Annotated in this window: 21 protein-coding genes and 1 pseudogene; 10 read left to right on the top strand and 12 right to left on the bottom strand. The window is 50.3% G+C overall.

The features are described from left to right. Position 1 precedes the first annotated feature (1 nt). From trpCF to trpA, 3 genes are read left to right on the top strand one after another with little or no spacing between them, the layout of a single operon-like run. Positions 2 to 1,360 (top strand): bifunctional indole-3-glycerol-phosphate synthase TrpC/phosphoribosylanthranilate isomerase TrpF, encoded by a 1,359-nt coding sequence (gene trpCF / locus HV350_RS11835; RefSeq protein WP_181630655.1) that lies wholly within the window; start codon positions 2 to 4, stop codon positions 1,358 to 1,360. A gap of 10 nt (positions 1,361 to 1,370) precedes the next feature. Further along, the gene (gene trpB / locus HV350_RS11830) at positions 1,371 to 2,564 is read left to right on the top strand and encodes a tryptophan synthase subunit beta (protein WP_003020645.1); all 1,194 of its coding nucleotides are present in this window, start codon (positions 1,371 to 1,373) and stop codon (positions 2,562 to 2,564) included. After that, on the top strand, positions 2,564 to 3,370 hold the full coding sequence (gene trpA / locus HV350_RS11825) for a tryptophan synthase subunit alpha (RefSeq protein ID WP_181630533.1): 807 nt from the start codon (positions 2,564 to 2,566) through the stop codon (positions 3,368 to 3,370). Before trpB ends, trpA begins: the two co-directional genes overlap by 1 nt. 31 nt (positions 3,371 to 3,401) lie before the next feature. Here the strand turns inward: trpA and HV350_RS11820 are convergent, their stop codons facing one another. The 3 genes from HV350_RS11820 to ompW form a co-directional block, all read right to left on the bottom strand. Next, a complete protein-coding gene (locus HV350_RS11820) occupies positions 3,402 to 4,874 on the bottom strand; it encodes a GGDEF domain-containing protein (protein WP_016153261.1) in 1,473 nt (490 codons plus the stop codon). Between the two features lie 185 nt (positions 4,875 to 5,059). Next, positions 5,060 to 5,335 (bottom strand): hypothetical protein, encoded by a 276-nt coding sequence (locus HV350_RS11815; RefSeq protein ID WP_131345966.1) that lies wholly within the window; start codon positions 5,333 to 5,335, stop codon positions 5,060 to 5,062. A 132-nt stretch (positions 5,336 to 5,467) separates the two neighbouring features. Next, positions 5,468 to 6,106, bottom strand: a complete 639-nt coding sequence (gene ompW / locus HV350_RS11810; RefSeq protein ID WP_016153263.1) for an outer membrane protein OmpW — start codon at positions 6,104 to 6,106, stop codon at positions 5,468 to 5,470. Positions 6,107 to 6,389: 283 nt separating this feature from the next. On the opposite strand from ompW, the pseudogene HV350_RS26655 reads away from it, so the two are divergent. From HV350_RS26655 to yciA, 4 genes and pseudogenes are all read left to right on the top strand, one after another. Continuing rightward, positions 6,390 to 6,476, top strand: a pseudogene (locus tag HV350_RS26655) (YkgJ family cysteine cluster protein); the annotation flags it as partial. Between the two features lie 28 nt (positions 6,477 to 6,504). Then, complete coding sequence (locus tag HV350_RS11805; RefSeq protein ID WP_181630531.1) at positions 6,505 to 7,248, top strand: YciC family protein; 744 nt, start codon at positions 6,505 to 6,507, stop codon at positions 7,246 to 7,248. Between the two features lie 54 nt (positions 7,249 to 7,302). Beyond that, positions 7,303 to 7,842 carry a septation protein A gene (locus HV350_RS11800; RefSeq protein ID WP_016153265.1) on the top strand — a complete coding sequence of 180 codons (540 nt, stop codon included), beginning with the start codon at positions 7,303 to 7,305 and terminating at the stop codon, positions 7,840 to 7,842. A 166-nt stretch (positions 7,843 to 8,008) separates the two neighbouring features. After that, entirely contained in the window at positions 8,009 to 8,413 is a 405-nt protein-coding gene (gene yciA, locus HV350_RS11795; RefSeq protein ID WP_181630529.1) for an acyl-CoA thioester hydrolase YciA, read from the top strand. A gap of 72 nt (positions 8,414 to 8,485) precedes the next feature. Here the strand turns inward: yciA and tonB are convergent, their stop codons facing one another. Then, positions 8,486 to 9,202, bottom strand: a complete 717-nt coding sequence (tonB, locus tag HV350_RS11790) for a TonB system transport protein TonB (protein WP_016156660.1) — start codon at positions 9,200 to 9,202, stop codon at positions 8,486 to 8,488. 224 nt (positions 9,203 to 9,426) lie between these two features. On the opposite strand from tonB, the gene HV350_RS11785 reads away from it, so the two are divergent. Further along, complete coding sequence (locus HV350_RS11785; protein ID WP_094762090.1) at positions 9,427 to 9,723, top strand: YciI family protein; 297 nt, start codon at positions 9,427 to 9,429, stop codon at positions 9,721 to 9,723. Between the two features lie 51 nt (positions 9,724 to 9,774). On the opposite strand, the gene HV350_RS11780 is transcribed toward HV350_RS11785, so the two are convergent. Next, the gene (locus HV350_RS11780; RefSeq protein WP_016153268.1) at positions 9,775 to 9,948 is read right to left on the bottom strand and encodes a YciY family protein; all 174 of its coding nucleotides are present in this window, start codon (positions 9,946 to 9,948) and stop codon (positions 9,775 to 9,777) included. Positions 9,949 to 10,090: 142 nt separating this feature from the next. Here HV350_RS11780 and cls point away from each other — a divergent pair, with 142 nt between their 5' ends. Together cls and HV350_RS11770 are read left to right on the top strand one after the other, a co-directional pair. Beyond that, positions 10,091 to 11,551 carry a cardiolipin synthase gene (gene cls, locus HV350_RS11775; RefSeq protein WP_003020687.1) on the top strand — a complete coding sequence of 487 codons (1,461 nt, stop codon included), beginning with the start codon at positions 10,091 to 10,093 and terminating at the stop codon, positions 11,549 to 11,551. Between the two features lie 34 nt (positions 11,552 to 11,585). Then, positions 11,586 to 11,915, top strand: a complete 330-nt coding sequence (locus HV350_RS11770; protein WP_003020691.1) for an HI1450 family dsDNA-mimic protein — start codon at positions 11,586 to 11,588, stop codon at positions 11,913 to 11,915. Positions 11,916 to 11,951: 36 nt separating this feature from the next. Here the strand turns inward: HV350_RS11770 and HV350_RS11765 are convergent, their stop codons facing one another. The 7 genes from HV350_RS11765 to ychE all read right to left on the bottom strand — a co-directional run bounded on the left by HV350_RS11765 (position 11,952) and on the right by ychE (position 19,876). Then, positions 11,952 to 12,788: an ion transporter gene (locus tag HV350_RS11765; RefSeq protein ID WP_016156728.1), complete on the bottom strand. Its 837-nt coding sequence runs from the start codon at positions 12,786 to 12,788 to the stop codon at positions 11,952 to 11,954. Between the two features lie 46 nt (positions 12,789 to 12,834). Next, complete coding sequence (gene oppF, locus HV350_RS11760; protein WP_016156729.1) at positions 12,835 to 13,839, bottom strand: murein tripeptide/oligopeptide ABC transporter ATP-binding protein OppF; 1,005 nt, start codon at positions 13,837 to 13,839, stop codon at positions 12,835 to 12,837. After that, positions 13,836 to 14,849 carry a murein tripeptide/oligopeptide ABC transporter ATP-binding protein OppD gene (gene oppD / locus HV350_RS11755; RefSeq protein ID WP_003833364.1) on the bottom strand — a complete coding sequence of 338 codons (1,014 nt, stop codon included), beginning with the start codon at positions 14,847 to 14,849 and terminating at the stop codon, positions 13,836 to 13,838. The genes oppF and oppD overlap by 4 nt, the downstream gene beginning before the upstream one ends. 11 nt (positions 14,850 to 14,860) lie before the next feature. After that, positions 14,861 to 15,769 carry an oligopeptide ABC transporter permease OppC gene (gene oppC, locus HV350_RS11750; RefSeq protein ID WP_003020701.1) on the bottom strand — a complete coding sequence of 303 codons (909 nt, stop codon included), beginning with the start codon at positions 15,767 to 15,769 and terminating at the stop codon, positions 14,861 to 14,863. Between the two features lie 14 nt (positions 15,770 to 15,783). Beyond that, positions 15,784 to 16,704 (bottom strand): oligopeptide ABC transporter permease OppB, encoded by a 921-nt coding sequence (oppB, locus tag HV350_RS11745; protein WP_003020708.1) that lies wholly within the window; start codon positions 16,702 to 16,704, stop codon positions 15,784 to 15,786. Positions 16,705 to 16,824: 120 nt separating this feature from the next. Next, positions 16,825 to 18,456: an oligopeptide ABC transporter substrate-binding protein OppA gene (gene oppA / locus HV350_RS11740; RefSeq protein ID WP_016153271.1), complete on the bottom strand. Its 1,632-nt coding sequence runs from the start codon at positions 18,454 to 18,456 to the stop codon at positions 16,825 to 16,827. Between the two features lie 772 nt (positions 18,457 to 19,228). Next, complete coding sequence (ychE, locus tag HV350_RS11735; protein WP_003020714.1) at positions 19,229 to 19,876, bottom strand: NAAT family transporter YchE; 648 nt, start codon at positions 19,874 to 19,876, stop codon at positions 19,229 to 19,231. Positions 19,877 to 19,923 lie beyond the last annotated feature (47 nt).

The raw sequence follows: 19,923 nt of genomic DNA, 5'->3' as shown, positions 1-19,923 counted from the left end.
GATGCAAACCGTTTTAGCGAAAATTGTCGCAGACAAGGCGATTTGGGTAGAAGCCCGCAAACAGCAACAACCGCTGGCCAGCTTTCAGAATGATGTTCAACCCAGCGCTCGTGATTTCTACGATGCGCTGCAAGGTGCACGCACCGCCTTTATTCTGGAGTGCAAAAAAGCGTCTCCGTCAAAAGGCGTGATCCGTGATGACTTCGACCCGGCACAGATTGCGGGCGTATATAAACAATATGCTTCTGCGATTTCCGTACTGACCGATGAGAAATATTTCCAGGGGAGCTTTGATTTCCTGCCCATCGTCAGCCGCATCGCACCGCAACCGATTCTGTGTAAGGACTTTATTATCGATCCTTACCAGATTTACCTGGCGCGCTTCTATCAGGCGGACGCCTGTCTGCTGATGCTGTCGGTGCTTGATGATGAGCAATATCGTCAACTCGCCGCCGTCGCCCACAGTTTGAAAATGGGCGTACTGACCGAAGTCAGTAACGATGAAGAGCTGGAGCGAGCTATCGCACTGGGCGCCAAAGTCGTCGGTATCAACAACCGTGATTTACGCGACCTGTCGATTGATCTGAATCGCACCCGCCAACTTGCGCCGCGACTGGGTCATGGCGTAACCGTCATCAGCGAGTCCGGTATCAATACCTATGGTCAAGTGCGAGAACTCAGCCACTTCGCCAACGGTTTTCTGATTGGCTCTGCGTTGATGTCGCATGATGATCTGCATGCTGCCGTGCGTCGCGTTCTGCTCGGCGAAAACAAAGTCTGCGGTTTAACCCGGGCTCAGGATGCAAACGCGGCATACGAAGCGGGTGCCATTTACGGCGGGTTGATTTTTGTGTCCACATCGCCACGCGCGGTCAGCGTTGAACACGCGCGCGAGGTCATGACCGGCGCACCGCTGCAATATGTCGGGGTATTTCGCAACGCAGAGATTACCGACGTGCGCGAAACAGCGGTGGCTCTGGGGTTAACAGCCGTGCAATTGCATGGTAGCGAAGACCAGGCCTATGTTGACGCCCTGCGCGACGCGCTCCCCGAACAGGTGCAAATCTGGAAGGCGTTAAGCGTCAGTGAAACGTTGCCAGCTCGTGATTATCAGCACGTCGATAAATACGTATTCGACAATGGTCAGGGCGGCAGCGGTCAACGCTTCGACTGGTCACTTTTAGGCGGACAATCGCTGGATAACGTTTTACTGGCTGGCGGACTCGGCGCTGATAACTGCGTTGACGCGGCAAAAACCGGCTGTGCCGGTCTCGATTTCAATTCTGGCGTAGAGTCACAGCCGGGCATCAAGGATGCACGTCTTTTGGCTTCGGTCTTTCAGACGCTGCGCGCATATTAAGGAAAAGGACATGACAACATTACTCAATCCGTATTTTGGTGAATTTGGCGGTATGTATGTGCCACAGATTCTGATGCCTGCCCTGCGCCAGCTGGAAGAAGCTTTTGTCAGCGCGCAAAAGGATCCTGAATTTCAGGCGCAGTTTACAGACCTGCTGAAAAACTATGCTGGTCGTCCAACTGCACTGACCAAATGCCAGAACATTACTCAAGGCACCAACACTACGCTGTATCTCAAACGTGAAGATTTGCTGCACGGCGGCGCGCACAAAACCAACCAGGTGCTGGGCCAGGCGTTGTTGGCGAAGCGTATGGGGAAAACGGAGATCATCGCCGAAACCGGCGCGGGCCAGCACGGTGTTGCATCAGCTCTCGCCAGCGCACTGCTGGGGCTGAAATGCCGTATTTATATGGGTGCAAAAGACGTTGAACGCCAGTCGCCAAACGTTTTCCGTATGCGTCTGATGGGGGCTGAAGTTATCCCGGTTCACAGCGGTTCTGCAACCCTGAAAGATGCCTGTAACGAAGCGCTGCGCGACTGGTCTGGCAGCTACGATACCGCGCACTATATGCTCGGTACGGCGGCGGGTCCACATCCCTTCCCGACCATTGTTCGTGAATTTCAGCGCATGATCGGCGAGGAAACTAAAGCGCAGATCCTTGAAAAAGAAGGTCGCCTGCCGGACGCGGTTATCGCCTGCGTGGGCGGCGGTTCTAACGCCATCGGTATGTTCGCGGACTTTATTAATGAAACCAGCGTCGGTCTGATTGGCGTCGAGCCTGGCGGCCATGGGATTGAATCAGGGGAACATGGCGCACCGTTGAAGCATGGTCGTGTCGGGATTTATTTCGGCATGAAGTCCCCGATGATGCAGACCGAAGAAGGACAGATTGAAGAGTCTTACTCTATTTCCGCGGGGCTGGATTTCCCGTCTGTCGGGCCGCAGCATGCGTATCTGAACAGCATTGGTCGCGCCGATTATGTTTCGATCACCGACGACGAAGCGCTCGAGGCCTTCAAAACGCTGTGTCTGCACGAGGGGATTATTCCGGCGTTGGAGTCCTCCCATGCCCTGGCTCACGCATTGAAAATGATGCGTGAAAACCCGGAAAAAGAGCAGTTACTGGTGGTTAATCTCTCCGGTCGCGGCGACAAAGACATTTTCACCGTACACGATATTCTGAAAGCGCGAGGGGAAATCTGATGGAACGTTACGAAAACCTGTTTGCACAGCTGAAGGACCGCAAAGAAGGTGCTTTTGTCCCCTTCGTAACCCTGGGCGATCCGTCTGTTGAGCAGTCACTGAAAATCATTGATACGCTGATTGAAGCCGGTGCCGATGCCCTTGAGCTCGGTATTCCGTTCTCCGATCCGCTGGCTGACGGTCCAACCATTCAGGAAGCCACCTTGCGTGCGTTTGCCGCCGGCGTCACGCCGTCGCAATGCTTTGAAATGCTGGCGCTGATTCGTCAGAAGCACCCTACGATTCCCATTGGCTTGCTGATGTATGCCAACCTGGTGTTTAGCAAGGGCATTGACGAGTTTTACGCCCAGTGTGAAAAAGTGGGCGTGGATTCCGTGTTAGTAGCCGATGTTCCCGTTGAAGAGTCCGCGCCATTCAGAGCTGCAGCGCTCCGCCACAACATTGCGCCAATTTTTATCTGCCCACCGAACGCTGATGAAGAACTGCTGCGCCAGATAGCCTCTCATGGCCGCGGCTATACCTATTTGCTTTCGCGTGCGGGCGTGACCGGTGCAGAAAATCGAGCGGCATTACCGCTGCATCACCTGGTCGAAAAGTTGAAAGCATATAATGCTCCGCCTTCTTTACAGGGGTTTGGTATCTCTGCACCTGAACAGGTAACCGGCGCGATTGACGCTGGCGCTGCTGGCGCTATTTCCGGCTCGGCAATAGTGAAAATCATTGAGAAAAATGTTGCGGCACCGGAACAGATGCTGGCTGAGCTGAAAGCTTTTGTCAGCGCGATGAAAGCCGCCACCCGGCAGTAAGCTAAATCAACCGCCAGAGACTTCTGGCGGTTTACGCTTCTTTCGTGTGTTTCATTTTATACATGGCGCTATCTGCATTCTGAATAGCCACATCCAGTTCGCCGTTCACCTCTGCAATCCCCCACGATACTGACAATGGCACGGTATGACCGTCCACTACAAACACATGGCTGGTCACCTGCCCGCTGATACGTTGAGCGATTGCGATGGCATCAGTTGCCTGCGAGCGAAACAGCAGGATCATAAATTCATCCCCGCCGGTACGAATCACAATATCGTGACTGGTGCGGGTGTTTGATAACATCCTGTTGGCGATAATTTGCAGCGCACGATCGCCTGCCGCGTGACCCCAGGTATCATTGACGGCCTTGAACTTATTGCAGTCCAGTAGCACCACCGAACAGTGGGATAAATCACGGCGCTTGATGATGTCGAGTATTCGGCGATTAAAGCAACCGGTCAGGGTGTCTATATAAACCTTCAGGTCGCTTTCGTTTAGCCATGATTTTAGCGAGAAACTAATCATGATGAAAAAGAACGGCGCCAGCAGGATCACGATCCCTGCATGGGTATCGCGCGTCATAAAACGGCCTAATGAAAGCGAATAGTGCAGCGCATATTTCTCCGAAAAATTGCGCACTAAAAAACGGGATTGACCTGTACATTTACCGGATAAACAGAGACTTTCATTGTTGGTCAAATTTACCAATTCCACATTCAGCTCTGGTGGGAGCTGGTAGTCAAATGCTTGAGCCAACGCTTCCTGCAATTCGGGCTTTGAATGGTCATAAACCAGATAGGCCACGATTTGGTCTGATATCTCTTTGCCAGACAGATCGTAGATATAGCTCACCACGCTGTAAGCTTTTTCACCGGTAATTTTATCGGTATAGAAGTTCGTTGAACTAAGGGCTTTGTTTTTGACGTTTTTTTGCAACAGTCGGGTATAGAAATCGACCGGCGGATAGAAAAAGTTGGTGAGATCCCGCGCCATTTCAGAATTTGAGAAACTGAAGTTGCGCGAATCGGAAGCCATAAACCAGTAAAAATAATCTGAATTTTTGGCGATAATATAACGATGTGCATCGAAGCTGCCCGGATTTAGCTCATTAACCATACCGCGAATAAACTCCGCCGCCGTATACATACACAGCGCGTTGTGGCTGGCTTGCTGGGCAATAATTGTCCCCGTTACCGAATGCAGACGCTTTGGGTCGGCGTTAATTCCCCATTCAATCTCATTGCGGGGAACAAATTGTGAAATATCGCCACATTGCTCACCCGATTTAATATGGTGATAGCGCTCACCAATCGCATCGGCGATCAGCTCATTATCGTTAAAAATGTCCATCATGCGCGCTTGCATGCGGTTAACACCGTCACTGACTGCAGCCATCCGCTGCTCATAAATTATAAACAGAAACAACGACGTAAATATCAACGTTATCAGCCCTGATACCAGCAGTGCCTGCCTGTTTCTGAGCTTGTCCTGCACAATCTTCACGAGTTCACCCTGATAGTTAACATATTGCCAAACCGGTTACCCGTTTCTGTCGTTGCATAACTGCGCTGTATGTTGATTGAGAATGTTAACCGTCCCTAAACTGATGCCTTAGAAGCCCGCCATTGTGTGCGCTAAAGTTACAGATTTATACAATAAAAGCACATTTTTGTTAACATAAATGCAAACTAATCATCACCCTCAATCGGATACCCCGCCCGACGAATGGCCTCACGACAATCGCTCACGCCTGCAGCGTAGCCCGCTTCAATCTCACAAACAGGACTGGCGCTGCAATAAGGTAGTTTAACCGGAGTCGCAATGCGTTTCTCCAGCACTTCAATTTTATCCATAAATTTCAATAAGTCACGCGCGGCACTCACGGCGAACTCTGCCGTTTCATCTCCGGTGAATGGTTCCAAAAGTGTGATTTTTTGTTGTAGCAGGTGGCGAGTCAACATCATCGTCAATGCCCTCAAAGCCAGTTTGCTTAAAGAGTAGCATTACATCGACGGGGAGAAAGGCAGGAAGAAATAAACTGGTAATAAAAAAGCTGACCGTGGAGCGATCAGCTTTTCAGTATTTTAATCATGGACTTAGAAGCGATAACCCGCGGAGAACATAAACACCCACGGATCGAGGCGGACGCTGTCATGCTGCTGCGCGCCAGCCAGTTTGTAGCTCGCGGTGGTGTCGATATCCATGTACCAGACCGACATGTTAATCAGCCAGTCGCGGTTAATCAGATAGTCCATACCCACTTGCCCTGCTGCGCCCCAGGAGTCTTTCAGGCTCAGGTCAGATAAACCGGTTTCTTTGCCGTTATTGTTAAAGCCTTCGTCAAAGAAGGTGGTGTAGTTCACACCGACACCAACGTAAGGACGCAGTTTGCTGCTGGAATCGCCGAAATACCACTGTGCCATTAAGGTCGGCGGTAAATGGTGAACGGTCGCAATATCACCTGTTGTGGCAGTGCCAATTTTATGGCGGAACGGCGTGGCTGCCAGTAATTCAACACCGATATTGTCGGTTGCCATGTAGGTAAATGTCAGACCCAACTGCGTGTTATTGCTGACATCAAAGCCACCCAGGCTCCCCAGCGTACCACCCGCGCCTTCCGTCGGTCTGACGGTGGCAGAACCTGCACGAATAAAGAATTCTCCGGCCTCATGCGCAAATACGTTACCAGAGAGAAGAGTTGTTAAAGCCACTGCTGCAACTGTTAATTTTTTCATGTCCGCTCCATCGTTATGGTTATAAAAGCGGAACGAATATACCCACATTGGAGTAATAAGTGATCTAACCTGGATCACATTGACTTTGATAATTTAACATTTATTGATCCAGATTAAGTTAGAACTTGCATTCAAAATCCTGGTTAACTTAATTCAGATCAATTTTGATATATTTTCGCCACGCAAGTATCTGACCTCCGTTGCAGAATAGCGATGGTTATTTGTTCGTGATGCGCAGAGAACAACCAACGTTCTTGCATGACGCTGAAGTCATAGTCAAAAATTACCGGGGCTTTACAAAGATATGCTTTTCCATACACCGCGCGATGCTGCCACTGTAGAGTTATCCAGGGTACAATTGCCCACAAATGAACACCTGCAAAACTCAAGGAGAGTGCATGTCTATCACGGCGAAATCCGTTTACCGTGACACGGGAAACTTTTTCCGTAATCAATTCATTACCATCTTGCTGGTATCGTTGTTGTGCGCGTTTATCACAGTGGTGTTAGGGCATGCCTTTTCTCCCACCGACGCACAAATAGCGCAACTTAGTGAAGGCGATCAGTTAACCAGCAGCGTGGGATTGTTCGATCTGGTGCAAAACATGACCCCGGAGCAACAGCAAATTTTGCTACGCGCTTCCGCGGCGTCGACGTTTTCCGGTCTGATTGGTAATGCCATCCTCGCCGGAGGCATTATCCTGATGATTCAGCTGATTTCAGCCGGTCATCGGGTCAGCGCGTTACGCGCCATCGGTGCCAGCGCGCCGGTTTTGCCGAAGCTGTTTATTCTGATTTTTCTGACTACTCTGCTGGTGCAAATCGGTATTATGCTGGTGGTGGTACCCGGTATTCTGCTGGCTATCCTGCTGGCACTTGCACCGGTGATGTTAGTACAGGACAAAATGGGTGTCTTTGCCGCGATACGCAACAGTATGCGTCTGGCGTGGTCGAATATGCGCCTGGTTGCACCAGCAGTGATCGGTTGGCTGTTGGCAAAAACGTTGTTGTTGCTTTTTGCGCCAAGTTTTGCGGTACTTACGCCAAATGTAGGCGCGGTATTGGCGAATACGCTGAGCAATATGATCTCCGCCGTGTTGCTGATCTATTTGTTCCGCCTGTACATGCTAATTCGCCAATAAACCCTGAACGCATTCCGGGCTTGTACCCGGTGCTTTTGATGACGGAATCGAAGAATGAAGCAGTTTCTTGATTTTTTACCGCTGGTTGTCTTTTTTGCTTTTTATAAGCTCTATGACATCTATGCGGCGACCTCGGCGCTGATTGTTGCGACGGCTGTGGTTTTGATTTACAGCTGGGTCCGCTATCGCAAGGTCGAGAAGATGGCATTGATCACTTTTGTTCTGGTAGCCGTGTTCGGTGGCCTGACCATCTTCTTCCACAATGATGAATTCATTAAGTGGAAAGTAACGGTGATTTACGGGCTGTTTGCCGGTGCGCTGCTGGTTAGCCAATGGGTAATGAAAAAGCCGCTGATTCAGCGCATGTTAGGTAAAGAGCTGAGCTTGCCACAGCCGGTTTGGACAAAACTTAACTTCGCCTGGGCCGTCTTCTTTATCCTGTGCGGTCTGGCGAATATCTATATCGCGTTTTGGCTACCGCAGAATATTTGGGTCAACTTTAAAGTATTCGGCCTGACCGCCCTGACTTTACTATTTACGTTACTGAGCGGAGTCTATATTTACCGCCACCTTCCGCAGGAAGATAAATCGTAATAAATGCTCGCCAGATCTCCGGATCTGGCGAATTTTTATCCCTTCGCGTTCCTTGTTCCCATCAAACCTGGCTTACTTCCGCCCCGCAGGCCGCATCCCCTCTGTTCTCAGCGCGTAAATTCTAGTAGCATCGCGCCTGTAATCTTTCTCTATAGTCGGTTCTACAATGACAACAACGAATAACACTCCCCAGGGCGAACTGGTTTTACGCACTCTGGCTATGCCTGCCGATACCAACGCAAACGGTGATATTTTTGGCGGCTGGCTGATGTCACAAATGGATATAGGTGGCGCTATTCAGGCCAAAGAGATCGCACATGGTCGCGTGGTAACGGTGCGGGTTGAAGGAATGAGCTTTTTGCGCCCGGTTGCCGTGGGCGATGTGGTTTGTTGCTATGCGCGCTGCGTGAAACGCGGGACGACCTCGATCAGCATTAATATTGAAGTCTGGGTGAAGAAAGTCGCTTCAGAACCTATCGGCCAGCGCTATAAAGCTACCGAAGCCCTGTTTATCTACGTTGCCGTTGATAAAGACGGTAAACCGCGGCCGATTCCCTCCCTGGCGGGATAGCACGCGCAAGCATCGCCATCCGGCAATCATTCTGCCGGATTTGGCGGCGTAACGCCAAATCCGACCTGATGCTTACTCGATCTGTGTTGTGCCGTTCAGGCGGAATACAATATTCACCACCAGCCCGGAACCTGGCTTACCGGCTTCATAACGCCATCTGCGCATCGCATTTTTTACTTCACGCTCAAACATATTCGCAGGCTGTGCGGACAGAACTTCCACATTTTCAACCCGGCCATCCGAGGTCACGTCAAATTTGACCTTCACACGGCCTTCAATGCGCAACGCCTGTGCACGTGCCGGATATTGAGGCTGATTACGACTTAAGGCTCGCGGACCCGATGGAGCACTCACCGCCGGTTTAGTGGTTGCCGGAGCGGTACTGGTTGTTGGACGCGCAGGCGCCGTATTTTCAAACGGGGACGTCGGACGCGGCTCTGCTGGTTTAACATCACGCTTCGGCTGCTCTTCCACCTTTTTCACCGGTTTTGGCTTCGGTTTAGGCTTGGGCTTCGGTTTCTCAATCACTACCGGCGCTTCTTTTGGCGGTTCGGGGATCGGTTCTGGCTCCGGTTCAGGCTCGACGACAGGTTCCGGCGGCGGCTGAACGGCCTGAGGCGGTTCAAGATCGGCAGGCGCAACCATCGTAACGGAGATCGGCTGCGCTGGCGCAGGCAGTTCAATAACCTGATGTACCGAGGTATACAGCAAACCTGCCACTACAGCACCATGAATGCCGACAGAAAGTAACGTAGGCCAGGGAAAGCGACGAGGTAAATCAAGGGTCATTGAAGTCATAATCGTTTCAGTAAAAAAACCAGGCCCCGATTTTAAATGCAAATAGCAATCATATTCAATAAGACCGTGAAGCTAACTGGCATTTAAAACGCGATTTTATGATAAAAAACCATTTTCAAAGTATGGCCTTAACATATTAGTTATCTTTCCGTTGCAGTTACCAGGCCTTTCCAATAACGTAAATATGACCTTTTACCGTTCAAGGAGCTCTACCCGTGCTGTACGTTATTTACGCTCAAGATATCGCAGACTCTCTCGAAAAACGTCTTTCCGTACGCCCTGCTCATCTGGCTCGTCTGCAACTCCTTCATGACGAAGGCCGTTTGCTCACGGCGGGTCCTATGCCAGCGGTTGACAGTAACGACCCGGGGGCCGCAGGCTTTACCGGCTCAACGGTGATCGCACAATTTGAATCTTTAGAAGCCGCGCAGGCGTGGGCTGAAGCCGATCCCTACGTGGCGGCAGGTGTTTATGCGCAGGTTTCAGTAAAACCGTACAAAAAAGTATTTTAAAAACAAAACGAAAAGCAGACATTGGGCACCGACAGCGGTGCCCTTTTGAGATCAGATGTTGTGGATCGCAAACAGCAACGAGTTACGTTGATGGTTGAGAATACACTTCCTGATGGTATGGATACGCATATTACGGCGCGATTGTCCTTCAAGCCAACGTGCTTTACGGCGGCTAGCCTGACGCAGCATCCGCCAGCGTCCCACTTCCGTTCTACTACGCTTCATGTTTACTACTCTTTCAGTCACTGAGCGGCCATTATAACGCCACACCGAATGCAGACCAGTGGTTTTCCCGTGTTTTTATTTGCCAGATTAATCCTGATGCGTAAACTCTTAACAATACGCTTTCAAAAGGATTTTTAAATTTATGACAACCTTCTACACCGTGGTGAGTTGGCTGGTCATTCTGGGTTACTGGGTACTCATTGCTGGCGTAACATTACGCATTCTAATGAAACGACGCGCAGTGCCCTCCGCAATGGCCTGGCTTTTGATCATCTATATTCTGCCATTGGTAGGGATCATTGCTTATCTGTCCTTCGGTGAGCTCCACCTGGGTAAACGTCGCGCCGAACGCGCCCGGGCAATGTGGCCGTCAACGGCCAAGTGGCTGAACGATCTTAAAGCCTGTAAGCATATTTTTGCGCAGGAAAACAGCAGCGTCGCGTCATCCTTATTTAAGCTGTGCGAGCGTCGTCAGGGAATCGCTGGCGTTAAAGGGAATCAACTGCAGTTGCTCACCAGTTCAGATGACGTGATGCAGGCATTGATCCGTGATATTCAACTGGCGCGTCACAACATCGAGATGGTGTTCTACATCTGGCAACCAGGCGGTATGGCCGATCAGGTCGCCGAGTCATTAATGGCTGCCGCAAGGCGTGGAATTCACTGTCGCTTAATGCTGGATTCCGCGGGTAGCGTGGCGTTCTTCCGCAGCCCATGGGCGGCGATGATGCGTAACGCGGGTATCGAGGTTGTTGAAGCGCTGAAAGTAAACCTGATGCGTGTATTTTTACGCCGTATGGACCTGCGTCAGCACCGCAAAATGATCATGATCGATAACTATATTGCTTATACCGGCAGCATGAACATGGTCGATCCCCGTTTCTTCAAACAAGATGCAGGCGTCGGGCAATGGGTGGATTTGATGGCGAGAATGGAAGGCCCGGTAGCCACCGCTATGGGCATCGTCTATTCCTGCGACTGGGAAATTGAGACCGGCAAGCGCATTCTGCCCCCGCCGCCAGACGTCAATATCATGCCGTTTGAGCAGGCCAGCGGCCACACCATTCACACAATCGCTTCGGGACCTGGTTTCCCTGAAGATTTGATTCATCAGGCGCTGTTAACCGCGGCTTATTCGGCGCGTGAATATTTAATTATGACCACGCCCTACTTCGTTCCCAGTGACGATCTGCTGCACGCGATCTGTACGGCGGCGCAGCGCGGGGTTGACGTCAGTATTATTCTTCCACGCAAGAATGATTCCCTGCTGGTTGGCTGGGCAAGCCGGGCCTTTTTCACTGAGCTGCTGGCCGCTGGCGTTAAAATCTATCAGTTCGAAGGTGGCTTACTGCACACCAAGAGCGTACTGGTCGATGGCGAGCTGAGCCTGGTCGGTACCGTTAACCTGGATATGCGCAGTCTGTGGCTCAATTTTGAAATCACGCTGGTCATTGATGATGCCGGATTCGGTGGCGATCTCGCGGCAGTACAGGATGATTATATTTCGCGTTCTCGTCTGCTTGATGCCCGTTTGTGGGTAAAACGACCACTCTGGCAGCGGATCGCTGAGCGACTGTTTTACTTCTTTAGTCCGTTGCTGTAAAACGTGCCCATCAGACAGTAAACAGGTAGTCATTATGGATATGGATTTGAACAATCGCCTGACTGAAGACGAAACGCTTGAGCAGGCTTACGATATTTTTCTTGAACTGGCTGCGGACAACCTGGATCCAGCCGACATCATTCTGTTCAATTTACAGTTTGAAGAGCGCGGTGGTGCCGAGTTATTCGACCCGGCAGAAGACTGGCAGGAGCATGTTGATTTTGACCTGAACCCTGACTTCTTTGCTGAAGTGGTGATTGGTCTGGCAGATACAGAAGACGGCGAGATTAACGATATTTTTGCGCGCGTTTTATTATGTCGCGAAAAAGATCACAAACTCTGCCATATTCTTTGGCGCGAGTAACAAACAAAAAAGCTGCTCTCGCAGCTTTTTTCATTTTTAGCCCGGCAGTTTACTTCCGCAGCGGTTACAAAACTGCGCACTATGTTCATGCTGCGCCTGCTGACACTGCGGGCATCTACGCTGATATCCTCGCTGTTGGAACGCACTGCTCATGTGTGTGGTTATCAATCCGGTCGGTATCGCAATCACAGAGTATCCAATCAGGATAAGCACTGACGCCACCATGCGTCCCAACGGCGTGTGCGGTGTAATGTCACCGTAGCCGACGGTGGTGACCGTAACAATTGCCCAATACACAGACGCATTCAGCGTAGTAAAGCCATATTTGGGCCCTTCTATCAGATACATCATCGCGCCGAAAACAACCATCAGAATGGCAATAAAGGAATAGAACAACATCAGTTGATGACGGGCGCTTTTTAACGCATTCCAGAACACTCGTAGAGAAGGCATAAAACGCAGCAGCTTGAGAATACGCAAGACGCGCAGGACACGCATCGCTCGCCAGGCGAAGACATAGCTCAGACTTATTTCAGGCCATAGCCACATCACGTACAGCGGTAGAATGGTGGCCAGATCGATAATCCCCCAGAAGCTAAACACATATTTAGCGGGATTGGCCCAGCTGCATAAGCGAAGAAAATATTCGAGGGTAAAGACCAGAGTAATAAAGACCTCCAGCCAGACAAAAATGCGCCATTCCTCGAAGGTTAAATGGTATTGCGTCCCGACGCCGGACTCAATGAAGATAACAATAACGCTGAGCAAGGCGAACAGCGCACACATACCTTCAAAGCGACGCCCTGAACGGGTGTTTAAATCGAATAATTTGCGATAGAGCGCGCGGCGGACAGAAGATACTAAACCTGACACATATACCTCACCAAAAAGAAGGGCTGACCTTTGTCAGCCCTCAGGATTATAGCGGGTCTACTTTCAGGCAGGAAACTGCGTGACGGAAACTTCCTTCGAGAACCGGGCGGGTTTTTGCGCATTCCGGTCCGGCAATCGGGCAGCGCGTACGGAACACGCAGCCGGAAGGAGGGTTAATCGGCGACGGTAATTCGCCTTCCAGCAACTGGATAACCTTGTTCCTTTCCTGATCCGGGTCGGGAATTGGCACTGCAGACATCAACGCTTTGGTATAAGGGTGCAGCGGATTATGGTACACCTCATCATAAGTCCCTAATTCCACCGCGTGTCCGAGATACATGACCAGCACGCGATCGGAGATATGTTTCACCACCGCCAGGTCGTGAGCAATGAAGATTAACGATAATCCCATTTCACGCTGGAGCTGTTGTAACAGGTTCACCACCTGGGCCTGAATGGATACGTCCAGCGCCGAAACCGGTTCATCGCAAATAATCAGCTTCGGCTCGAGGATCAGCGCCCGGGCAATACCAATACGCTGACACTGACCGCCTGAAAACTCATGCGGGTAGCGGTTAATCAGATTTGGCAGCAACCCCACCTTCATCATCATCGCCTTCACACGGTCGCGGACTTCCTGACCAGACAGGTTCGGATGATAAGTCCGCAGCGGTTCGGCGATGATTTCACCGATGGTCATGCGCGGGTTCAGTGATGCCAGCGGATCCTGGAAAATCATCTGAATATCGCTACGCACTTCCCGCCACTCATCGGGTTTCATGCCCAGCAAATCTTTACCCAGCCAGGCGACTTTTCCATCGGTGGCTTTCACCAGGCCAATAATCGCACGGGCAAAAGTCGATTTTCCACAGCCTGATTCGCCGACCACGCCCAGGGTTTCACCTTCATACAGTCGCAGAGTCACGCCATCAACCGCTTTCAGGGTTTTAGACGGCTGCCAGAACCACTGCTTGCCGTCTTTAATGTCGAAATGGACTTTAAGATCGGCAATTTCAAGGAGCACTTTTCGTTGTTCGGTGACCGCATTCATACCAGTTCCTCCACCGGTTTAAAGCAGGCGCGCAGGCGGCCCGGACTAAACTCTTCCAGTGGCGGAGCACTGCTACAGATTTCCATCGCATGCGGGCAACGCGGCTGGAATGGACAGCCTTTTGGTAGACGCAACAGGTTCGGCGGGTTGCCCGGAATAGTCAGCATCTCTTCCCCTTCGGCATCCAGACGAGGTACGGCATTCAGCAAACCAATCGAATACGGATGAACGGGCTTATAAAAGACATCCCGCGCACTGCCATATTCCATGGTACGTCCGGCGTACATCACCAAAACTTTATCGCAAATACCGGCAACTACTCCCAGATCGTGGGTGATCATGATAATCGCAGTGTTGAATTCGCTTTTCAGTTCATTCAGCAGGGTCATGATTTGCGCCTGTACCGTAACATCGAGCGCAGTAGTCGGCTCATCGGCTATCAGTAATTTAGGCCTGCACAACAGCGCCATGGCGATCATTACGCGCTGACGCATCCCGCCGGAGAATTCATGCGGATACATTTTCATACGCTTACGGGCTTCCGGCATTTTCACCGCATCCAGCATTCTTACAGATTCTTCAAAGGCTTCCGCTTTGCTCATGCCTTTATGCAGCATGAGAACTTCCATCAACTGCTCGCCGACTCGCATGTACGGATTGAGAGAGGTCATCGGGTCCTGGAAAATCATCGAGATTTGCTCGGCGCGCAGTTTGTTCAACTCACGTTCCGGTAAATTCAGAATTTCACGTCCGTTGAAAGTTGCAGATCCTCCGATACGGCCATTTGCCGCCAGCAGGCCCATCAGGGCAAAGGCCGTTTGCGATTTCCCTGAACCGGATTCCCCAACAATACCCAGCGTTTCTCCAGCTCGCAGAGAAAAGTTTAAATCGTTTACCGCAGTCACATCGCCGTCGGGGGTGGCAAACGTCACGCGCAGATCTTTAACGTTCAGCAGTGCGTTAGCCTGTTGTTGCGCGAGCGGCGCGGTTGAGGTTTCAATTACGCTCATGGCTGCACTCCTTAACGGTCTTTCGGGTCGAGGGCATCACGCAGGCCATCGCCAATAAAGTTAAAACAGAACAAAGTGACCACCAGGAAGCCTGCCGGGAAGAGCAGCAGCCATGGTGAGACTTCCATCGAGTTGGCACCATCACTCAGCAACGCCCCCCAGCTACTTAACGGCTCCTGCGTCCCTAATCCCAAAAAGCTCAGGAAGGATTCAAACAGGATCATGCTGGGCACCAGCAACGAAGCGTACACCACCACCACGCCCAGCACGTTCGGCACAATATGACGGATAACGATGCGCACGGTAGATACCCCACCCACTTGCGCTGCTTCAATAAACTCTTTGCGCTTGAGACTCAGCGTTTGTCCACGCACGATACGCGCCATATCCAGCCAGGATACCATCCCGATAGCGACAAAAATCAGCAGGATATTTTGCCCAAAGAAGGTGACCAGCAGAATCACGAAGAACATGAACGGGAAGGAGTTGAGGATTTCCAGCAGACGCATCATCACGGAGTCGATTTTACCGCCGAGGTAGCCCGACAGAGAACCGTATAGCGTGCCGACAACTACCGCGACCAAGGCCGCGGCAATGCCGACCATCAACGAGATGCGACCGCCAATCGCCACACGAACCAGCAGGTCTCGACCTGACGAGTCGGTGCCGAAATAGTGTCCAGATTCCGTATCCGGCGCGCTGGACATCATACCCCAGTCGGTATCGAAGTAGGTAAACTGCGACAGCATCGGCGCCAGCGTCACAAACAGCGCAATAATCACCAGCACTACCAGGCTTGCTACCGCCGCGCGGTTATGCATAAAGCGTCGACGCGCGTCCTGCCACAGACTGCGGCCCTCGACCTCCAGCTTTTCACTGAAATTTTCCAGCGCTTCGCTGTTTTTCTTACTTAACATCATAGCGAGCTCCAGTATCAGTAACGAATTTTCGGGTCGATAACGGCATACAGCACGTCAACAATCGCGTTAAACACGATGGTCAGCGTCCCTACCAGTATGGTGAGGCTCAGGACCAGCGAATAGTCGCGGTTTAACGCACCATTGACGAACAGCTGGCCAATGCCCGGCAAACCATAGATGGTTTCAATAACCATCGAACCGGTAATAATGCCGACAAATGCTGGTCCCATATAGGACAGCACGGGCAACAGCGCAGGTTTTAACGCATGGCGGAAAATGATCCGCCGCATCGGCAACCCTTTAGCGCGCGCGGTACGAATAAAGTTAGAGTGCAGCACTTCAATCATCGAACCGCGGGTAATACGGGCGATACTGGCGATATATGCCAGTGACAAGGCCACCATCGGCAGGATCATAAATTTCAACGCCCCGCCGTTCCAGCCGCCTCCGGGCAGCCATTTCAAGGTTATGGCAAATATCATGACCAATAAGGGAGCGACCACGAAACTGGGGATAACCACTCCGGTCATTGCCACCCCCATCACCGTGTAGTCCCAACGCGTATTTTGTTTCAGCGCGGCTATCACCCCAGCGCTAACGCCAACGAGGACCGCCAGAATAAAGGCCGCAGCTCCCAGCTTCGCAGAAACCGGAAAGCTCGAGGCCACGAGGTCGTTTACCGTATAGTCTTTATATTTAAAAGATGGCCCAAAATCGCCATGTGCCAGCTGCTTGAGGTAGCTGAAGTACTGCGTCGAGATAGGATCGTTAAGATGATATTTCGCTTCGATATTAGCCAGTACCTCTGGCGGTAACGCGCGTTCCCCGGTGAATGGACTTCCCGGCGCAAGGCGCATCATAAAGAATGAAATCGTAATAAGTATAAACAGCGTCGGAATCGCTTCCAGACAGCGACGTAATATAAATTTTAACATTGCCCGTACCTTCTGGCGTGTGCCTTTACACCTCTTCTACCCCGACGTTCAGGTAAAGCGGTGTTAATAGTTCGAAGAAAAAGACACTGTGGGGCAAAATGATTGCCCCACGTCTTGCCATTAATGCTTGATAATATACAAGTCTTTAACGTGGATATTATCCATCGGGTCTTTACCGGAGTATCCGCCAACCCATGGTTTCACCAGGCGGGCGTTAACATAGTAATAAACCGGTACAATCGCAGAATCTTTATCCAGCTGCTGTTCCGCTTTCGAATACAGTTCGCTGCGCTGCGCTTCATCAGTCACTTTCAGCGTATCCGCAATCAGCTTATCAAACGCCGGGCTCTTATAGTGGACGGTGTTGTTGGAGCTGTCAGACAGCACCATATTCAGGAAGGATGTTGGTTCGTTGTAATCCGCACACCAGCCCGCACGCGAAACATCATAGTTACCCTGATGGCGCGTATCGAGGAATGTTTTCCATTCCTGGTTTTCCAGCTTCACGTTGGCGCCCAGATTTTTCTTCCAGATAGATGCCGCAGCGATGGCCAGCTTTTTATGCAGATCTGAGGTGTTATACAGCAGGTCAAAGGTCAACGGTTTTTCAGCGGTATACCCGGCTTCAGCCAGCAGTTTTTTCGCTTCTTCATTACGTTTTTCCTGAGACCATTTGAACCACTCTGGTTCAACCAGTTTCGCGCCATCGGTGTAAGGAGGAGTAAAGCTATACGCCGGCAGGTCCCCCTGGTTTTTAACTTTGTTGACGATAATGTCACGATCCAACGCCAGTTTCAGGGCGGTACGAACACGAACATCGTTGAACGGTGCTTTCTGGTTGTTGATTTCGTAATAGTAGGTGCACAGATACGGGTCAACGTGAACTTCGTTCGGGATCTCTTTTTTCAGTTTCTGGAATAACTCGATCGGCATGTTGTTATAGGTCATGTCGATTTCGCCGCTGCGATAGCGGTTAACGTCAGTCACTTCAGAAGAAATTGGCAGGTAGGTAACCTGGTTAATAACCGTTTTGGCGTTGTCCCAGTAGTTGGTGTTACGCTCAAGTACAATGCGCTCGTTGACCACCCAGTCTTTCAGCTTATAGGCGCCGTTGGTGACGATGTTAGCGGGCTGGGTCCATTTCTCACCGTATTTTTCAACCGCTGCTTTAGGAACCGGAGAAACGGATGAGTGCACAAGCAATTTGTAGAAATAAGGAACCGGCTCGCTCAGGGTGACTTCAAATGTATGATCGTCGAGAGCTTTGACACCGAGATCGGTGATCGGCTTTTTGCCGGCGATAATATCGTCAATATTGACAATGTGACCGTACTGTAAATAACTGGCGTACGGTGACGCGGTATTTGGATTAGCCAGGCGTTGCCAGCTATACACGAAATCTTGCGCGGTAACAGGCGTGCCGTCAGACCACTTAGCGTCCTTACGCAGATGGAATGTCCACACCTTAAAGTCTTTATTTTCCCACTTTTCAGCCACGCCAGGCGATGGTTTGCCATCGACATCGCTGATTAATAAACCTTCAAACAGGTCACGGTTGATATTGGATTCAGGTACACCTTCGATTTTATGTGGATCGAGTGACTGAACTTCCGAACCGTTATTACGCACCAGAGTCTGCTTTTCAGCAAGCTGCACACCTGCTGGCACAACTGCCGCCGTAGCAACATTCCCAGCGATTAGCGCAGTTAGGATCCCCGCAGCTACTAAACTTTTTTTAGTGATGTTAGTCATTGTGTTTGTACTCCCTCATTATTATGGCTGGTTTTTTAACCAGACTGTTAATCCTGTCAGGATCCCTGTACGGCACCGGAGATTTTCTGCCGTCAGGTAGTTTCTTGTTTTACTGCTTGCTATCACCGACTTTATTTATTTCTGGCGATTCGTATGACCGCCTTGCGTCGATTATCTACGTGCCTCCCCTGCCGGAAACACGTTATTACCCTGTTGAGAGAAACTAATTGAAAATGATTCTCATCAACGTGAATTCTTCTGCATAATACCTGGCCGGAAAGTATCAAATGCGTTTCTTAACCGCCAATACATTTTACAAATTTGTTAACCAATTCTCTTTTATTGGAAATAAATCTCACTAAAAAAGTCTTACGAATGAAAGATCATGACAATAAAACGATGAAAATCAATACATTGCATAACGCGCAGTGTTAACTCCCCAGTCCTGTGTCAACACCACGCCAAAATGCACATAAATTTAACAATTGGTTATTAATTAGCACATTCATCTAAAAAAAACGCTGAAATAACTAATAACATTTCGATAATCCTTCAGCAAGCCCCAGAGTATGATGTTAATAAAATAACAGTGACATCGGGATCCCTCTGGTGGACCATTGAGTGTTATATCCATAAAATCAATGAATAAATTAATGAATAACCATCAGATATTTTTATATTTCTATGCTGATTTTCAACTTTAGTGAGAAGTTTTACTAATAACGAATGGAAACGGAGCCGAAAGAGGCTCCGTTGATGCCGAAGAGGAATATCAGGCAAGTAAACCGGGGAAAATGGACTTGATTCCAGTCACAATGAATTCGATCCCTAAGGCCATTAACAACAACCCCATAATACGCGTAATGACGTTGATACCGGTTTGGCCCAGCAGCCGTACCAGCCACGGTGCCATGCGAAAAAGTCCCCAACAGCACAGGGCAAACAACGCAATCGCCACAAAAAAACCAAACAGGTTAATCGCACTGTGATAGCGCGTACCCCAAACAATAGTTGAGCTTATCGCCCCCGGCCCCGCCATCAGCGGCAATGCCAGCGGCACTACGCCGATACTTTCGCGGATTGCTGTTTCTGATTTTTCCTGTTTGTTTTGCTTATCTTCGCCCAGTTTTCCGCTAATCATGGACATTGCGATAGTCACCACCAGAATGCCGCCGGCAATCCTGAACGAATCTATCGAGATACCGAAGAGCTGCAGAATACCGTCACCAAGGAACAGCGAAGTCCACAGGATGATGGCAACCGACAGGTTTGCCGTAAGGTTGGTTTTATTTCGCGCAGCAGCCGTTTGATAGCTGGTCATACTGATAAAGACTGGGATGATCCCGACCGGGTTAACCAATGCGAATAACCCAATGAAAAACTTAAAATAGACAGGAAAATCAAATAGCGTTTGGATCACGGTTAGCTCCGAAGCGTTAGCCGGATAAAATGAGTCATAAAAATTGA

Source organism: Citrobacter sp. RHBSTW-01013, from assembly GCF_013781985.1.
Classification (GTDB): domain Bacteria; phylum Pseudomonadota; class Gammaproteobacteria; order Enterobacterales; family Enterobacteriaceae; genus Citrobacter; species Citrobacter braakii.
Note: the sequence above shows the minus strand (reverse complement) of the source record. Positions and strands in the feature narration are given on the sequence as shown.

Bases quoted from the DNA above. Each gene is read 5' to 3' on its own strand.
- trpCF (WP_181630655.1), top strand. From the start codon at position 2: ATGCAAACCGTTTTAGCGAAAATTGTCGCAGACAAGGCGATTTGGGTA.
- trpB (WP_003020645.1), top strand. From the start codon at position 1,371: ATGACAACATTACTCAATCCGTATTTTGGTGAATTTGGCGGTATGTAT.
- trpA (WP_181630533.1), top strand. From the start codon at position 2,564: ATGGAACGTTACGAAAACCTGTTTGCACAGCTGAAGGACCGCAAAGAA.
- HV350_RS11815 (WP_131345966.1), bottom strand. From the start codon at position 5,335: ATGATGTTGACTCGCCACCTGCTACAACAAAAAATCACACTTTTGGAA.
- ompW (WP_016153263.1), bottom strand. From the start codon at position 6,106: ATGAAAAAATTAACAGTTGCAGCAGTGGCTTTAACAACTCTTCTCTCT.
- HV350_RS11805 (WP_181630531.1), top strand. From the start codon at position 6,505: ATGTCTATCACGGCGAAATCCGTTTACCGTGACACGGGAAACTTTTTC.
- HV350_RS11800 (WP_016153265.1), top strand. From the start codon at position 7,303: ATGAAGCAGTTTCTTGATTTTTTACCGCTGGTTGTCTTTTTTGCTTTT.
- yciA (WP_181630529.1), top strand. From the start codon at position 8,009: ATGACAACAACGAATAACACTCCCCAGGGCGAACTGGTTTTACGCACT.
- tonB (WP_016156660.1), bottom strand. From the start codon at position 9,202: ATGACCCTTGATTTACCTCGTCGCTTTCCCTGGCCTACGTTACTTTCT.
- HV350_RS11780 (WP_016153268.1), bottom strand. From the start codon at position 9,948: ATGAAGCGTAGTAGAACGGAAGTGGGACGCTGGCGGATGCTGCGTCAG.
- cls (WP_003020687.1), top strand. From the start codon at position 10,091: ATGACAACCTTCTACACCGTGGTGAGTTGGCTGGTCATTCTGGGTTAC.
- HV350_RS11770 (WP_003020691.1), top strand. From the start codon at position 11,586: ATGGATATGGATTTGAACAATCGCCTGACTGAAGACGAAACGCTTGAG.
- oppF (WP_016156729.1), bottom strand. From the start codon at position 13,839: ATGAATGCGGTCACCGAACAACGAAAAGTGCTCCTTGAAATTGCCGAT.
- oppD (WP_003833364.1), bottom strand. From the start codon at position 14,849: ATGAGCGTAATTGAAACCTCAACCGCGCCGCTCGCGCAACAACAGGCT.
- oppC (WP_003020701.1), bottom strand. From the start codon at position 15,769: ATGATGTTAAGTAAGAAAAACAGCGAAGCGCTGGAAAATTTCAGTGAA.
- oppB (WP_003020708.1), bottom strand. From the start codon at position 16,704: ATGTTAAAATTTATATTACGTCGCTGTCTGGAAGCGATTCCGACGCTG.
- oppA (WP_016153271.1), bottom strand. From the start codon at position 18,456: ATGACTAACATCACTAAAAAAAGTTTAGTAGCTGCGGGGATCCTAACT.